The organism is Neobacillus cucumis (genome assembly GCF_023715505.1).
Map to the genome: position 1 here is coordinate 192,688 of NZ_JAMBOH010000011.1, position 14,837 is coordinate 207,524.

Consider the following 14,837-nt stretch of genomic DNA (forward strand, 5'->3'; position numbering starts at 1 on the left):
CCCTTTCTATTTATAAAATACCGGCCCAGTGAATCAATATTCCGCCGATAATTATCCCTAGTGTTAGTTTAGTGATACTTACTTTTCGTTTCATTAATGTAAATACGGCAAAGGTTATGAATAATGGCAGCATGTTTGGAAAAATTTGATTTAATATGTCTTGAACGACTACTTTTGCTCCATTGATATTCAAATGAAGTGGGGTTTTTACATTTAGCATCGTGGCTACCATTCCCCCGACGACAACTAGACCAATAGTTGTCGCAATCGCCATTATTTTTTCCATCAAGCCTTCTTTTTGAATTTTTTCAAGGGAAGATACTCCCACCCGGTACCCTAATCTTAATCCCGCGATTCTTATGAATAAGTGCGGAATATTGTATAAAAGAAAGAATAGAATAGGGCCAAAGATATTTCCTTTTGTCGCAAGGGAAATCCCAATCCCTGCTGCGATGACTCTGAACGTGCCCCAGAATAAAGAGTCTCCGATTCCGGCAAGTGGGCCCATTAAAGATGCTTTTACCGCATTGATGGAATTTTCATCGAAGTCTTCATTGTTCGCGTTTTGTTCTTCCATTGCTGCTGAAATGCCCATTATTGTTGTTGAAATGGCAGGTGTCGTGTTAAAAATCTCCAAATGGCGATTTAACGCCTTTACCTGATCGTCATGTTTCGTATACAGCTTTTTGATAACGGGAATCATTGCGTATACATATCCCATATTTTGCATCCGTTCGTAGTTGAACGCTCCTTGAAGGGCTAGCGATCTCCAAAAAACTTGGCGAAGTTCTTTTTTCGTCACCTTTTTCTCAGTCAAAGTCAATCTCTCCTTCCGTTAAATTATTGATTGCCATAGCACCATTGCCAACCTCGGTTTTTTTATTATTAATAACAATATGAATAATAATTGCAATACAAGCTCCAAATAAGGCAATGGCTGTAATATTTAGTCCGAGGTAAGAGGCTGCCAAAAATCCAAGGAAGAAAAATACTGCCATTTTTTTCGAGTATAGCATATCGAGCAATAAGGCAAATCCGACGGCCGGAAGCAGATTCCCAGCAACTCCTAATCCATCAAGTATCGTTTTAGGGACTGCATTTATTAAGCCTTTGACTTGGTCTGCCCCTAAAATAATTGCTAAAGAGGTTGGAATAAAAACGCTTAGGAAAAACAATACTGGTGGAACCCACATCATCAATGTCACACCGCGAAAATCGGCCTTGGCAGCAAATTTTTCTGCTTTATGCATAAAATAACCATTCACGATACGTACCAAAACCCCTAAAGATTGAGCTAACACAGCAATCGGAACAGCAATAACCAACGCTACTTCTGGTCCTTTACCGGTTAAAATAGCAAATGCAGTTCCAAGTACCCCGCCTGTTACAACATCCGGAGGAGTTGATGCACCAATTCCTGCAATCCCCATCCAAATTAACTCAAGCTGTGCCCCAATGATCACCCCCTGTTTGACATCCCCAAGAACCAATCCGACTAATAATCCGGTAACGAGAGGACGTTCGAGCATGAGGGCCCCAAAAATTCGGCTGTCCAAAATGCCAATTCCTGCAATAATTCCCAGCATAATTGCTTGCGAAACCATTTTTATATCCCCCTTTTTTACTGCTAATTTTTTAGTAAGTCTTTAAGATTTTTTTTCTTGTCCCGAGGTAACATCCTAAATTCTAAGTCAACACCACAGTCTTCCATCTCTTTAAATTTGGCTAAATCTTGGTCATCTACAGCGACTAAGTCGGTTAGTTTCCGCTTTCCTTCTGAAAAACGCAACCCGCCTACATTAATTTCTTTTAAAACGCCCCCTGAATTTTTTACAAGTGCCAGTGCGTCCTCCGTGTTTTTCACAAGCACTAATACTTTACTTTTTTGGGATTCAGCAAATTTTTTAACAATTTCACCTGATTCCTGCACTCCCCGGATATATAATTTAACACTATCTGGTTTCGCCAAATTTAAGGCCATTGCCTTCATCTCGTCGTTTTTAGCTTCATCGTTTACGACGAGAATTACATTAATCTCAAGTGCCTTGCTCCATCCATATGCTACCTGTCCATGAATTAAACGATCGTCAATCCGTAATAATGAGATCATCTTCTGTACTTCCTTTCTGTGCTTCTAGTAATTTATTAATATGAATTATGCCTTCCTTAGCAGAGCGCACACCTTCTTCAATCATGTCCTCTACACTAAGTTCATCGCCTGATAAAATTAAGGTCAGCATCATTGGGAGGTTTAAACCTGTAATAATATCAAAGTCTTTAAAATCCATCAGGAGCTCGGTGCAAATATTTGTGACGCTTCCTCCAAAGATATCAGTTAATACAATAAAATGTTCATCCTCCTTTTTCGTGGTTAAAATCTTTTTCAATTCCTCCGTTGCCAAATCACCAGATTTTAGTTTAGTCATTCCAAAGTATGAAACATTCGTTGTTTTACCCGCTATTAGTTCCAATGTTTCAATAAATGCTTTAGACAACTCTCCATGTGTGGCAATCAAAAAATGCCTCATTTCATAACCTCCTTCATTTCTTACCTTTAATAATGCAAGAAGCATGCCAAAATTATGGCATGCCCAAAATTTTTTAATTTATTTGTCTAATCCCTTTAGTTGCAACAGTTTTGACCTATTAGGTATCGTTAGACAAAACCGTCATTGCACACTAAAATTTCTTTTTAACACACTATAGGTATTTTTTATCATCGTAAATCTTTTGTGTGCTTCCCCCAAGCATTTAGGTTTTGTTGTATCCCCAACATGGCTGTGGGAGCATGGGGACGGTTCTTGTGCTCCGATTTTAGAATATATACTGAAGCAATAAAGGATAATAACTAACAAATAAACCCCCTTCGCCTAATTAGCGAAAGGGGGTTTGTTTTTAACTTTGCTGGAAGCAAGAGAACCGTCCCCCCGCTTCATATTCCGTTATTTTATTGATACGGTTTGCGTGTCTGCCGCCTTCAAAGGGGGTTGTTAACCATATTTTCGCGATATCGCGGGCTAGGCCTGGACCGATGACACGTTCTCCCATTGCTAAGATATTGGAATTGTTATGCTCTCTTGTTGCCTTAGCACTGAACGTATCGTGTACCAGGGCACAGCGTATTCCCTTTACTTTGTTTGCCGAAATACTCATTCCTATCCCCGTGCCACAAATTAAGATACCTCGTTCTACTTCACCACTTGCTACCTTCTCCGCAACAGGAATAGCGTAATCTGGATAATCAACAGAGGTGTCACAATCACACCCTAAATCTAAGTACTCAATTTTCATCTCTTCTAGCAATGAGATGATCTCATTACGAATATTTATACCACCATGATCAGATGCAATCGCAACTTTCATTTTACTTCCCTCCAACAGTTGATTGACGTTAATCTTCGTTCTTCTCCCGGGAACAATCCTGACACATTCCATACCACGTTTTAACGCCTTCTGTACTTTCAACGACGTCAATTACTTCTTCACACACTTGGCAAATAATCGTACCTTGTTTTTCCATTAATTTTTCGCCCATTTTCGCTTCCCCCTAAATTTTTGGTAATTAAAAACTTATTGATCCAAGCAACAATTAAGCGCATACTTTTTCTAACCTAAAAGCTTTTCTAGTAATCTATATTTATCCTGCTTATCCGCTATTTCGGAATTTACGCAGCCCAGTTCTTTATGAATGATTTTATTTTCTTTCATTCCAACAGCTAGACCCGAATATCCATTTATCAACAGTTCTACTGCCTTAACGCCCATATTACTTGCCAATACCCGATCAAATGCGGATGCATTTCCCCCTCTTTGGATGAAACCTAATGAGGTAGTTCTTACACTAATGTTTAACTTCTTTTCAATGTAGTGCTGCATTTCCTGCAAATCATACATTCTTTCGGTAACGATGACGAGGTTATCATTTCTTCCACGGCTCATTCTTAAACGTAATTCTGAACAGATAGAATATAAATCTAATGGTCTTTCTGGAGTAGAGATGATTTCTCCTCCACCTGCTAAAGCAGAATATAAAGCTAAATCGCCGCAATATCTTCCCATCACTTCGACAATTGTGGTTTTATCATGTGAATAATCAGTATCTTTAATTTTACCGATACACTCCAATACCGTATTTAAAGTGGTATCAAATCCGATTGAATAATCGGTATAAGCTAAATCATTGTCAATCGTCCCAGGTATTCCGATCACATTTATACCTAGTTTATGTAATTTTTCAGCTCCTTTTAAAGATCCTTCCCCACCTATGACAATCAAGGAATCTATATCCAGATCTTTCAATACATTAAAAGCCTTCTTTCGTCCTGTTTCCTCCATGAATTCTAAGGATCTTGACGTTTTTAAAATCGTACCGCCACGATCGGCAATATCTTCTACTTCTTGGGATGTTAATTCATGAATCTTACCATCAATTAAACCTTGGAATCCGCCCTGTATCCCCATTACGTCCACATGATAGTGACTTGATGCTTTTACTACTGCCCTTATAGCAGCATTCATTCCTGGGGCATCGCCGCCACTTGTTAGGACCCCTAGTTTTTTCATGGCCAATACACCTCTACACGATATCAATTTATATAAAGTTTCAATTTAGTATAGATAGATTTTCTTAACTTATTTGTTTCAGTTTTTTTTCTAATTTCCTACTCTTAACCTTACCTGATTGTTTTACCAAGAAAACAATAATACAAGAACTTAATATCATACTTACACCTAAGAAAATCATACTTATATTAAAGGAACCTGTTGTATCCTTAATATAACCCACAATGTAAGGTCCGAAAAATCCACCAAGATTTCCCACACTATTGATAAGGGCAATCGCGCCTCCAGCTGCGGCTCCAGTTAAGAAAGAAGGTGGAATGGCCCAAAATGGAGCGTATGCCCCAAATGCCCCGCATAATGAAATGGTTAGAAATACAAATGATAAGACAATGCTTGCATTAGCAATATAGCTGCTGACAATCATCGCAATCGCACTTATGGTTAAACATACAGCAACATGCCAGCGTCTCTCATTCTTCTTATCTGAATGGTTGCCAACTAGAATCATCGTCACCACGGCACAAATATACATAGGAAATAAAATCCAACCCATACTTTGAGTGCTAATAGATATTTTTTCAGATAAGCCTTTTGAAATTGTCGGTAAAAACATGTTAATCCCGTAATATCCAACCATCCAGCAAAAATATCCGGCGGATAAAATGAGAACGTCTCGATCCTTTAAAGCCTGCAGGAAGGTGTAGTGTTTCACCTGCTGCTTTTCAAGTTTCTCTTTTGTTGTAACGTCAATTAACCATTTTTTCTCTTCTTTGTTCAACCAATTTACTTTTTCAATTTGATCGTCAAGATAGAAATAACATATAACACCTAAGATTACAGATGGAATGGCTTCAGAAATAAACAACCATTGCCATCCTGCCAAACCAAACCAGTTAACGCTTAGCAAGTAAGTACATAATAGAGCACCTATAGCATTTGTACTTGGTATTGCCACCATAAATCCGGCAATCGCTTTTGCATGATGTTTCGTTTGATAAAAACCGCTTAAATAAGATACCATACATGGATAAAAACTGGCCTCAGCAACACCTAAAAGAAATCGTACAGTATAAAATTGTATGGGAGTATGGACGAACGTTTCTAAAAAAGCAAGGATGCCCCATGTAACCATGATCCTGCTAATCCATTTCCGCGGTCCAATTTTAGCCATCATCGCACTGCCCGGTACCTCTAAAAGGAAGTATCCAAGGAAAAAGATTCCGGCTCCGAATCCGAAAATAGCATTCGAAAAACCTAAATCATTGTTTATTTGCAGGGCAGCATATCCAATATTCACCCGATCAAGTACAGATATCGAAAAACATAGAAACAGAAATGGAATTAATCTTAATGTAACTTTTTTAGTAGTTGAACGCTCTAGTGCGAGTTGATCCAAAATAATTCCCCCTTATCTTGTTGTCCCTTCCTTATTCCAAGCCATCATCTCATTAAAGGTTAAAGGGAATTAATTCTCATTTAAAAGAGAGTTCCCCTAAGAAAGATTTAAAATCACTAATATTTAACCCATTGTAAACCCATACATCAAACGCTTCCAAAAACTTCTAACTTACTTTGTCAATACAAATAGATAGGGCGACTCTCCTATTCTTCTATTATATAAATATATAAATGTAAAATTTCTGCATAGCCGCTCCCTATCCATTTTGTCTACTTGTATACTAAGTTCCCTATTTTGCATTAAGTATATCTTTGCATGTAAGGGTTGTCAATACGATTTTGCATGGAAAACTTAATAGGTCTAATCCTTCCAATACCGATCATATAAGTTGTTCATATGTTTATTCATGACTTCGACTGCCTCTTTTTCGTCGTGATCCTCAATGGCTTTTATAAGTAATTGATGCTCATAAAAATTAATGTCTCGATAATCCGGTCGAGTGACCGTTCGATCCCGAATAAATTCCCACATTTCTTGTTGTTTCATTGCATTACTAATAGCCGCCATAATGTTAATAAATAAGTCATTATGAGAGGCCTTTGCAATACTAAAATGTAATTTGTGGTCTGTTTCTGGTACATAAACACCAGCCTTGGTTTCTTTCTCCATTTCCTCGATGGTCGAACGAAGTTCTTCAATGTCTTCATCAGTTGCTCTTTCAGCTGCAAATTTAATAATGAGAGGCTCTATAGTCATCCTTGCTTCAACAATATCTTCTGGGGATATCGATTTAAAAAAAATGGCCGATTCAGAATGATCAGGTGTAATCTGATTACTTTTCACATAAACTCCTTCACCTTGGCGGGAATAGATAATTCCATTCAATTCTAATGCACTTAGGGCCTGTCGGATGGGAACTCGGCTTACACCAAATTGTTCGCACAGCTCTCTTTCGGCAGGCAATTTATCACCTTTTTTAAATGAACCCAATTCGATTTCAGACAGGATTTGATGATAAATTTGCATATATAATTTCTTACTGGCCACTGGATTAAAATTAATATCAACCACTCCTCTGCAGTGTTCATTAAAATGACACAGGCATTCCTAACTGGAATGCCTGTACCGTTAGGACAAAATTAATCCATGTGTGACCCGCCATTAATATCAATTTCTTCTCCTGTAATGTAGGATGCTTCTTGTGAAACTAAGAAAGCAATCGTTGCCGCAATCTCCTCAGTCTCACCTGGTCTTCCCATTGGAATTCCATCGATCACTTTCTTTGCTTCCTCTTCAGGAAGGGACTTCCAAATGTCTGTATTAACAAGACCTGGTGCCACACAGTTTACAGTGATTCCATCAAGAGCAACTTCACGGGCTAGATTCTTAGAAAATCCTAATACGGCAGCCTTTGAAGCAGAATAGTGCGGTCCACCAAATACTCCGCCACCTCGTTTAGCGGAAACGGAGGAAAGACTTACGATTCGGCCATACTTTTGATTTTTCATCGTTTTTAGTACGGCTTGAGTGCATAAGAATAGTCCAAACATGTTGACATTAAATACTTTGTTGATGTCCTCTAAAGTCATATCTTGAACGGTTACTTTTTGTGAAATTCCAGCATTATTGACAAGGATATCAATTCTGCCATAGGTTTGTAGAACCTTTTCTACCATGGCTTCATTCGATTCTTTGCTGGTTACATTTAATTCAACACCAAAAGCTTTTCCGCCAGCTTCTTTAATCTCATTAACGACTTCATGAACTCCATCCATATTAAGGTCAGCGATAACCACTGCTGCCCCCTGTTTTGCAAGGGTAAGTGCAATTGTACGTCCAATCCCCTTTTTTGAACCACTGCCTGTAACGATCGCTACTCTATTTTCTAATTCAAACATGTTTCATCTCTCCTCGGTCATTTATTAGTTTTTGAGTAAATCTTTTGCTGTAGTGACAATATTTTCAATTGTAATACCATTAAGCTCTAACAACGTTTCATATGGGGCCGACTGCCCGAATTGATCCTGAACCCCAATTCTTCTCACAATCCCTTTGCCTTCTTCAGCAACTACTTCACATACCGCACTTCCTAGACCATTTAAAATATTATGGTCTTCAACTGTAATGATTTTGCCGATATTTAGACAGTCAACGACTGCTTCTCTATCTAGTGGCTTTATCGTATGCATGTCTAGCAGTTTTACAGATATACCTTCTTTTTCTAATTGCTTTGCTGCTTCTAAGGCAAGATAGACGGTGTCACCATTTGCAATAATCGCGAGATCCTTTCCGTCCTTGATCTGCTTTGCTTTCCCAATCGTAAATTCTTCATTTTCATCATATAGAACCGGAACGGTATCTCTAGTAAAACGAAGATAGACCGGACCATACAATTCAGCGGCTTGTTCGATTAATTTCCTAGTAGAATAATAGTCAGCACCCATAATGACCGTCATATTTGGAATCGTTCTTAATACACCCATATCTTCGATGCTTTGATGACTTGCTCCATCATTCGCTGGAGTAAGTCCGCCATGAGAACAGGCTATTTTTACATTTAGGTTGGGGTAACAAATTTCTTGTCTGATTTGCTCCGCCATTCTTAGTGAACCAAATACTGCGTAAGTGCTTACAAAGGGGATTTTACCTGTTGTCGCAAGTCCTGCCGCTAATCCAGCACCATTTTGTTCAGCTATACCGACATTTACATGCTGATTTGGAAATTGCTTGGCAAATTCTGTCGTCTTGCAAGACTTACCAATATCAATATCCACCACATAAATATTTTTGTTCTTTTTCCCCAATCGTACAATTTCATCACCGAAGGCTTCTCTGGTAGCTTTTTTAACTACAACATCTTTCTCCATTAAGCTCATTATTTTAACCCCCCTGCTACTTCTTCAATTGCATTCAGAAACTCGACATCATTCGGAGCAACACCATGCCATCCAACGGAATGTTCCATAAAAGATACTCCCTTACCTTTTACCGTGTTAAGAACAATACATTTTGGTTTTTCGTTTTTAGCTTCGCGAATATAATCTAATGTTTCAACAATCTGTTCCATTGAATGTCCATCGATTCTTCTCGTTTCAAAACCAAAGGCCTGGAATTTCTTTTCTAAATCCTGGTTTGGCATAATTTCTTCGGTTGTACCATCAATTTGCAATCCATTGTCATCCACGAAAACAACTAAATTATCCAACTTATACTTAACAGCACTTTGTGCAGCTTCCCATATTTGGCCTTCTTGACACTCCCCATCTCCTAAAATAGCGAATACTCGATAATCCTTTGAATCCCTTTTTCCTCCCAGTGCCATACCAACTGCACAAGAAAGTCCCTGTCCTAAAGACCCTGTAGAAATATCAATACCTGGACACTTTTTCATATCTGGATGTCCTTGGAATGGAGAACCAAACTTTCTTAACGTGTAAATGGTGTCATAAGGTACATAACCTCGTAAAGCTAATGCTGAATATTGGATCGGACACACATGCCCTTTTGATAGTACAAACCGATCACGATCTTCCCATTGGGGATTATTCGGATCAATGTTCATTTCTCTAAAATAAAGTGCCGTTACCACATCTGCTGCAGATAAGGAGCCTCCTGGATGTCCTGATTGCGCTTCGTGTATCATCGTGAGAGCGGTTTTCCTCATCTCAATCGCTTTTTGCTTTAATTCTTCAATACCAACATCTTTCATACCAGTCACCTCATTCAATTTTGATAAGCTTGTTTTGTTATCTTCTTGTCTACTTGTCTACTAAGTTAACTTATGAACTCAGTATAACACCGTTTACATATTTGTCAATAAGGATTTTATAAAAATTAATCAATTGGCAAATCTATAAAAATTTCAACTTTTCTCCATAGAATACTGTTTTTTAAAGACAAAAAAACCTCCGGTTAACAAATGATTGTTATCCGAAGGTTTGAGTCAGCTAGAAGACACAGATAATTAACTTTTTAACTAGACTTTTCCAATTTATTTTCGACATTCGGCCTTAAAACCTTGCCTGACTGTTTTACTAAGAAAACAATAATACAAGAGCCTACGATCAAACTTACACCTAAGAAGACCATGCTAGCGTTAAATGATCCTGTCAGATCCTTAATATATCCAACAATGTACGGTCCAAAGAATCCGCCAAGATTCCCAATACTGTTAATAAGTGCAATGGCCCCTGCAGCTGCAGCTTCCGTTAAGAACGATGGAGGAATAGACCAGAATGGTGAGTAGGCGCCAAAAGCTCCACAAAGGGCGATGGTTAAAAAGACAAATGATAAAACAATACTAGTATTGGCAACCAGGCTGCTAATGACCATTGCAATGGCACTGGTTGTTAAACATGCGGCAACATGCCAGCGCCGCTCGTTCTTTTTGTCTGAGTGGTTACCAACTAGAATCATCGTCACCATCGCACAAACATACATTAATCCTAAAACCCAACCCATTGATTGAGTACTAAGAGAGGTTGCTTCCGTTAAACCTTTTGAAATGGTTGGTAAAAACATAACAATTCCATAATAGCCAATCATCCAGCAAAAATATCCGACAGATAAGATTAAAACATCACGATCCTTTAAAGCCTGCAGGAAAGTGTAGTGTTTAACTTCCTGCTTTTGAAGTTTCTCTTTTGTTGTAATATCAATTAACCATTTTTTCTCCTCTTTATTTAACCATTTGACATCTTCAATTTTATCATCAAGATAGAAATAGCATACGATACCTAAAATCACAGCTGGAATCGCTTCCATAATAAACATCCATTGCCATCCCTCCAAACCTAACCAGTTGACTCCTAGTAAGAAAGTGGAAAGTGGTGAACCTAATGCATTCGCACCTGGTATAGCAACCATAAATCCGGCAATTGCCTTTGCATGATGTTTGGTTTGATAAAAACCGCTTAAATAAAATACCATGCATGGATAAAAACTAGCTTCAGCAACCCCTAAAAGAAACCGCGCTGTATAAAATTGCATAGGCGTTTTTACAAAAGCCATAAATATGGCAATGATGGCCCATGTAACCATGATTCTACTAATCCATTTTCTTGGTCCAATTTTCGTCATAATGGCACTGCCCGGGACCTCTAAAAGGAAATAACCAAGGAAAAAGATCCCTGCCCCAAATCCAAAAACCGCATTCGAAAAACCTAAATCTTGGTTCATTTGTAGTGCGGCAAATCCAATATTTACTCGATCTAGTATCGATATTGTAAAACATAAAAATAAAAACGGAATTAATCTTAACGTAACCTTTTTAGTAGTTGAACGCTCTAATTGAAGTATATCCAAAATAATTCCTCCTATCGTTCCCTCTGAATTTATTGCAACCCCTTACATAAAACAGTTTTAAAAAAATTGTTCATTCTCTCTTTTCTCGATAAAATAGGAAAGCTGCTAAAATATAAAACATTTAAAATTTCAATAAAACCTTTATAACATTCTCTAATTTTTGATCAACTATATTCATAGCATTCTTGATATCATCGATTGGGATCACCTTTGTTATGAACAAAGAGGTATCAAATGAATTAGTGGCAATTGCCTCAGCCGCAATCTCAAAATCCTCTCTCACATACATGTTGGAGCCAATTAATTCTATTTCTTTATTTTGAATGTAAGAAATATCAATTTCTGGTTTTTTGCCAAAAAGAGCAACTTCAGATACTTTACCGCCTCTTTTGACGGTCTTGAAAGAATCATTCAGAACGGATTGAATTCCTACAGCAATAAATACTGTATCTACTCCTTCACCATCTGTCTCTTCCAATATTCTTTCAACTGCATCCTCATCATTTGTATTAATTGGAGAAGTGGCACCCAGTTTTTTGGCAATTTCTAAATTATAATCCAAAGCATCTGTTATGTAGATCTTGGATGCACCTGCGTTTTTGGCAGCTATCATTAAACCCAAACCTATAGGGCCTGCTCCGAGAATAGCTATTTCATCTCCGGGTCCTACTCCAGCCTTTCTAACAGCGTGAACGCCTACTGCAAGGGGTTCGATTATAGCTCCCTGTTCATAGGATATATTATCTGGCAGCTTTACAATTGTGTTTTCCGGAACAACGATATATTCACCGAAAGAACCGATCCATTCTTGTGTACCTAATACTCTTTTTTCTTTACAAATATGATATTTTCCAGCTTTGCAAGATCTGCAAACACCACATCCATACTGAGGCTCCACTGTCACTCGATCCCCTACTGAGACCCCCTTGACTTCTGACCCTGTTTCTACAACCACCCCTGCAAGCTCATGTCCTGATATGACTGGCGGGATTCGAAAAGGGTGTGTCCCGTGGTACGCATGAATTTCCGAGCCGCATATTCCAGTTACGACCACTTGAATTTTCACTTCATTGGCATGTTTTATTACCGGTGAACTAACCTTTTGTAATACGATCGAGTATGGTTTATCAATGACTGCTGCTCTCATAATCTCCTCCTTTTGTTTTTTACTCCTGTCCACTTGTTCTCTTGTCCACTTGTCTACTAAGATGTTATGTATTTAATATACTTTTCTTGATTTTGTTTGTCAATAAGAAAAGTTAGCATTATGAATAAACACCATTAAACTAATAGAAAATAAAAAAATTCCCCATCATAATTTTTCATGGGGAATTTTGAGTATTGGTACTATACAGTTTTGAAAGATTAATTCATCTAATCCTTCCAATACCGATCATATAAATTTTGCATATGGTCCGTCATAATTTTCACTGCTTCTTTTTCGTTTCGGTCTTCTATTGCTTTAATAAGTAATTGATGTTCTCTGAAATTAACGTCCCGGTAGTCTGGTCGAGTTACGGTCCGATCTCGAATAAATTTCCACATTTCCTGTTGTTTCATCGCATTGATAATAGCAGCCATGATGTTGATAAATAAATCATTATGAGAGGCCTTGGCAATACCACAATGTAATTTCTCGTCTGTTTCTGGTACGTATACGCCAGCCCTTGTTTCGTCCTCCATCTGTTTTATGGTTGAACGAAGCTCCTCTATGTCTTCATCTGTTGCTCTTTGGGCTGCAAATTTAACAATCAGTGGCTCGATGTTCATTCTAGCCTCAACAATATCTTCAGGGGTAATTGATTTAAAGAAGGATTGATCAGTTGCAAGTTGAGTGCTTTTCACATAAACGCCTTCGCCTTGACGGGAATAAATAATTCCATTTAACTCCAAAGCGCTTAGGGCCTGTCGAATCGGAGCACGACTTACACCGAACATTTCACATAGTTCTCTTTCAGCTGGCAGTTTATCACCTATTTTAAATGCACCTGATTGGATTTCTGAGAGAATTTGGTTATAAATTTGCATATATAGTTTCTTGCTGGATACAGGATTAAAATTCATAATAATCACCTCTTTCTACACTTTTGTATGTTGTATTCTAAGTGAGTAATTAGACATGTTTAATTATAATGAATTTTTATCAAAAGGGCAATGAACTTAATATTTTAAAGGTTTTAAGTTGCCAATTTTTATCCGATTATTCTATCAATGTTAACAAAGTATTCAAACACTAATATAGTAGTTTTTTATAAAATTGATGTGGAGTAGTATATTAATTAGGTGAAAGGAAGTCTGATATGCACCCATATAAGACGCGTAAGAAATCAAAAGAATTAAGGATCCTAAGCTCTTTAAACGTACGAATGGAGTTATCATCAAAAGACAAACAGCATTATGCTTACCTAGAAAAAGGATACCAGGGTGAGGTGGTCTTTGACCAGTTAACGTCAAAGCTGCAAAACGATTTATACATTTTAAATGATTTGTGCCTCGAGCATAATAAATCACTTTTTCAAATTGACACCTTAATTATTTCTCAGCAAACGATTTACCCATTTGAAGTTAAAAACTTTGAAGGTGATTATAGATATGAATTAGGAAATTTCTATCCTAAGTTATCTAAGGACGAAATAAAGAATCCTTTGGATCAATTAAAACGCAGCAAATCCCTTCTCCGCCCTTCACTTAAAAATCTTGGTTTTCAATTACCTATTGAAGGTTCCTTAACCTTTGTAAACCCCTATTTCACATTATACCAAGCCCCCTTAAACGAGCCGATTATTCACCCTACTCAGCTTAATTGCCTGATGAAAAAATTAAACGAAGTCCCGTCAAAGCTAACTAACCGGCATAAAATGCTTGCTGATCAGTTAATTTCGATGCATCAAACAGACTCTCCCTATACTCGCTTACCTCCTTATACTTATAATGGATTGCAAAAGGGATTGATTTGCGCAGTATGTCACTCGTTAATTTGTTCGATGGAAAGAAGGGAGAAGATTGTGTGTAGAACATGCGGTCATGAGGAAACGGTTGATTCCGCTGTCTTACGAAGTGTGGAGGAGTTATTGCTGCTTTTTCCTGATATGAAAATCACTACTAATATAGTTTATGAATGGTGTAGGGTGATTGAGTCTAAAAAGCAAATTAGTCGAATCCTTAAACAAAATTATACTTTGATAGGGTTTGGTCAATGGGCGTATTATGAATAGATCTTTATTCTACTAAGTTACTTCGATTGACTACCCAGGGTGCCCTTTTTGCTCTTGCTCGGTCGTCAATTAGCCTGATTGACTACACAACTACCTCATTTTCCACTTGCTCAGTCGTCAATTAGCCTGATTGACTACCCAACTACCTCATTTTTCACCTGCTCGGTCGTCAATTAGCCTGATTGACTACCCAACTACCTCATTTTCCACCTGCTCAGTCGTCAATTAGGATTAAGTCCGTATAATTGTGTAAAAAGAAAAGGAGTCAAATTAATTCCTCTTGTCAACAATGTTAACAGCGACGAAAACAATGAGGAGGAATTAATCATGACTCAAATTCAGTTTAACCTAAATAT

The 14,837-nt window shown here is 37.8% G+C and carries 16 protein-coding genes; 1 reads left to right on the forward strand and 15 read right to left on the reverse strand.

The genetic code is table 11. The features are described from left to right. Positions 1 to 10: 10 nt before the first annotated feature. From M3226_RS17300 to M3226_RS17370, 15 genes are all read right to left on the reverse strand, one after another. On the reverse strand, positions 11 to 817 hold the full coding sequence (locus M3226_RS17300; protein WP_251567355.1) for a PTS system mannose/fructose/sorbose family transporter subunit IID: 807 nt from the start codon (positions 815 to 817) through the stop codon (positions 11 to 13). After that, positions 810 to 1,604: a PTS mannose/fructose/sorbose/N-acetylgalactosamine transporter subunit IIC gene (locus tag M3226_RS17305; RefSeq protein WP_251567356.1), complete on the reverse strand. Its 795-nt coding sequence runs from the start codon at positions 1,602 to 1,604 to the stop codon at positions 810 to 812. The genes M3226_RS17300 and M3226_RS17305 overlap by 8 nt, the downstream gene beginning before the upstream one ends. Positions 1,605 to 1,627: 23 nt before the next feature. After that, a complete protein-coding gene (locus M3226_RS17310) occupies positions 1,628 to 2,110 on the reverse strand; it encodes a PTS sugar transporter subunit IIB (protein ID WP_251567358.1) in 483 nt (160 codons plus the stop codon). Then, on the reverse strand, positions 2,088 to 2,528 hold the full coding sequence (locus M3226_RS17315; protein ID WP_251567361.1) for a PTS sugar transporter subunit IIA: 441 nt from the start codon (positions 2,526 to 2,528) through the stop codon (positions 2,088 to 2,090). Before M3226_RS17315 ends, M3226_RS17310 begins: the two co-directional genes overlap by 23 nt. A gap of 367 nt (positions 2,529 to 2,895) precedes the next feature. Beyond that, entirely contained in the window at positions 2,896 to 3,363 is a 468-nt protein-coding gene (gene rpiB / locus M3226_RS17320) for a ribose 5-phosphate isomerase B (RefSeq protein WP_251567363.1), read from the reverse strand. Positions 3,364 to 3,391: 28 nt separating this feature from the next. Then, positions 3,392 to 3,535, reverse strand: coding sequence for a GapA-binding peptide SR1P (locus tag M3226_RS17325; RefSeq protein ID WP_251567365.1), 144 nt, complete (start codon positions 3,533 to 3,535; stop codon positions 3,392 to 3,394). Between the two features lie 71 nt (positions 3,536 to 3,606). After that, positions 3,607 to 4,563: a 6-phosphofructokinase gene (gene pfkA / locus M3226_RS17330; protein WP_251567367.1), complete on the reverse strand. Its 957-nt coding sequence runs from the start codon at positions 4,561 to 4,563 to the stop codon at positions 3,607 to 3,609. 64 nt (positions 4,564 to 4,627) lie between these two features. Continuing rightward, the gene (locus M3226_RS17335) at positions 4,628 to 5,959 is read right to left on the reverse strand and encodes an MFS transporter (protein WP_251567369.1); all 1,332 of its coding nucleotides are present in this window, start codon (positions 5,957 to 5,959) and stop codon (positions 4,628 to 4,630) included. A 363-nt stretch (positions 5,960 to 6,322) separates the two neighbouring features. Then, positions 6,323 to 7,033, reverse strand: coding sequence for a FadR/GntR family transcriptional regulator (locus M3226_RS17340; RefSeq protein ID WP_251567371.1), 711 nt, complete (start codon positions 7,031 to 7,033; stop codon positions 6,323 to 6,325). A gap of 68 nt (positions 7,034 to 7,101) precedes the next feature. Beyond that, positions 7,102 to 7,860, reverse strand: coding sequence for an SDR family NAD(P)-dependent oxidoreductase (locus M3226_RS17345; RefSeq protein WP_251567373.1), 759 nt, complete (start codon positions 7,858 to 7,860; stop codon positions 7,102 to 7,104). Positions 7,861 to 7,884: 24 nt separating this feature from the next. After that, positions 7,885 to 8,838 carry a transketolase family protein gene (locus M3226_RS17350; RefSeq protein ID WP_251567375.1) on the reverse strand — a complete coding sequence of 318 codons (954 nt, stop codon included), beginning with the start codon at positions 8,836 to 8,838 and terminating at the stop codon, positions 7,885 to 7,887. Then, complete coding sequence (locus M3226_RS17355; protein WP_285857883.1) at positions 8,838 to 9,689, reverse strand: transketolase; 852 nt, start codon at positions 9,687 to 9,689, stop codon at positions 8,838 to 8,840. Before M3226_RS17355 ends, M3226_RS17350 begins: the two co-directional genes overlap by 1 nt. Before the next feature lie 245 nt (positions 9,690 to 9,934). Further along, positions 9,935 to 11,266, reverse strand: coding sequence for an MFS transporter (locus M3226_RS17360; protein WP_251567379.1), 1,332 nt, complete (start codon positions 11,264 to 11,266; stop codon positions 9,935 to 9,937). A 121-nt stretch (positions 11,267 to 11,387) separates the two neighbouring features. Beyond that, on the reverse strand, positions 11,388 to 12,413 hold the full coding sequence (locus M3226_RS17365; RefSeq protein ID WP_251567381.1) for a zinc-dependent alcohol dehydrogenase: 1,026 nt from the start codon (positions 12,411 to 12,413) through the stop codon (positions 11,388 to 11,390). 227 nt (positions 12,414 to 12,640) lie between these two features. After that, positions 12,641 to 13,330 carry a FadR/GntR family transcriptional regulator gene (locus M3226_RS17370; protein WP_285857884.1) on the reverse strand — a complete coding sequence of 230 codons (690 nt, stop codon included), beginning with the start codon at positions 13,328 to 13,330 and terminating at the stop codon, positions 12,641 to 12,643. A 236-nt stretch (positions 13,331 to 13,566) separates the two neighbouring features. Between M3226_RS17370 and M3226_RS17375 the strand changes: the two genes are divergently transcribed. Then, a complete protein-coding gene (locus M3226_RS17375) occupies positions 13,567 to 14,481 on the forward strand; it encodes a nuclease-related domain-containing protein (protein WP_251567385.1) in 915 nt (304 codons plus the stop codon). Positions 14,482 to 14,837 lie beyond the last annotated feature (356 nt).

Excerpts from the sequence above, each read along its gene's own strand:
- M3226_RS17305 (WP_251567356.1), bottom strand. The coding sequence starts at position 1,604 with ATGGTTTCGCAAGCAATTATGCTGGGAATTATTGCAGGAATTGGCATT.
- M3226_RS17310 (WP_251567358.1), bottom strand. The coding sequence starts at position 2,110 with ATGATCTCATTATTACGGATTGACGATCGTTTAATTCATGGACAGGTA.
- M3226_RS17315 (WP_251567361.1), bottom strand. The coding sequence starts at position 2,528 with ATGAGGCATTTTTTGATTGCCACACATGGAGAGTTGTCTAAAGCATTT.
- rpiB (WP_251567363.1), bottom strand. The coding sequence starts at position 3,363 with ATGAAAGTTGCGATTGCATCTGATCATGGTGGTATAAATATTCGTAAT.
- M3226_RS17325 (WP_251567365.1), bottom strand. The coding sequence starts at position 3,535 with ATGGGCGAAAAATTAATGGAAAAACAAGGTACGATTATTTGCCAAGTG.
- pfkA (WP_251567367.1), bottom strand. The coding sequence starts at position 4,563 with ATGAAAAAACTAGGGGTCCTAACAAGTGGCGGCGATGCCCCAGGAATG.
- M3226_RS17345 (WP_251567373.1), bottom strand. The coding sequence starts at position 7,860 with ATGTTTGAATTAGAAAATAGAGTAGCGATCGTTACAGGCAGTGGTTCA.
- M3226_RS17350 (WP_251567375.1), bottom strand. The coding sequence starts at position 8,838 with ATGAGCTTAATGGAGAAAGATGTTGTAGTTAAAAAAGCTACCAGAGAA.
- M3226_RS17365 (WP_251567381.1), bottom strand. The coding sequence starts at position 12,413 with ATGAGAGCAGCAGTCATTGATAAACCATACTCGATCGTATTACAAAAG.
- M3226_RS17370 (WP_285857884.1), bottom strand. The coding sequence starts at position 13,330 with ATGAATTTTAATCCTGTATCCAGCAAGAAACTATATATGCAAATTTAT.
- M3226_RS17375 (WP_251567385.1), top strand. The coding sequence starts at position 13,567 with ATGCACCCATATAAGACGCGTAAGAAATCAAAAGAATTAAGGATCCTA.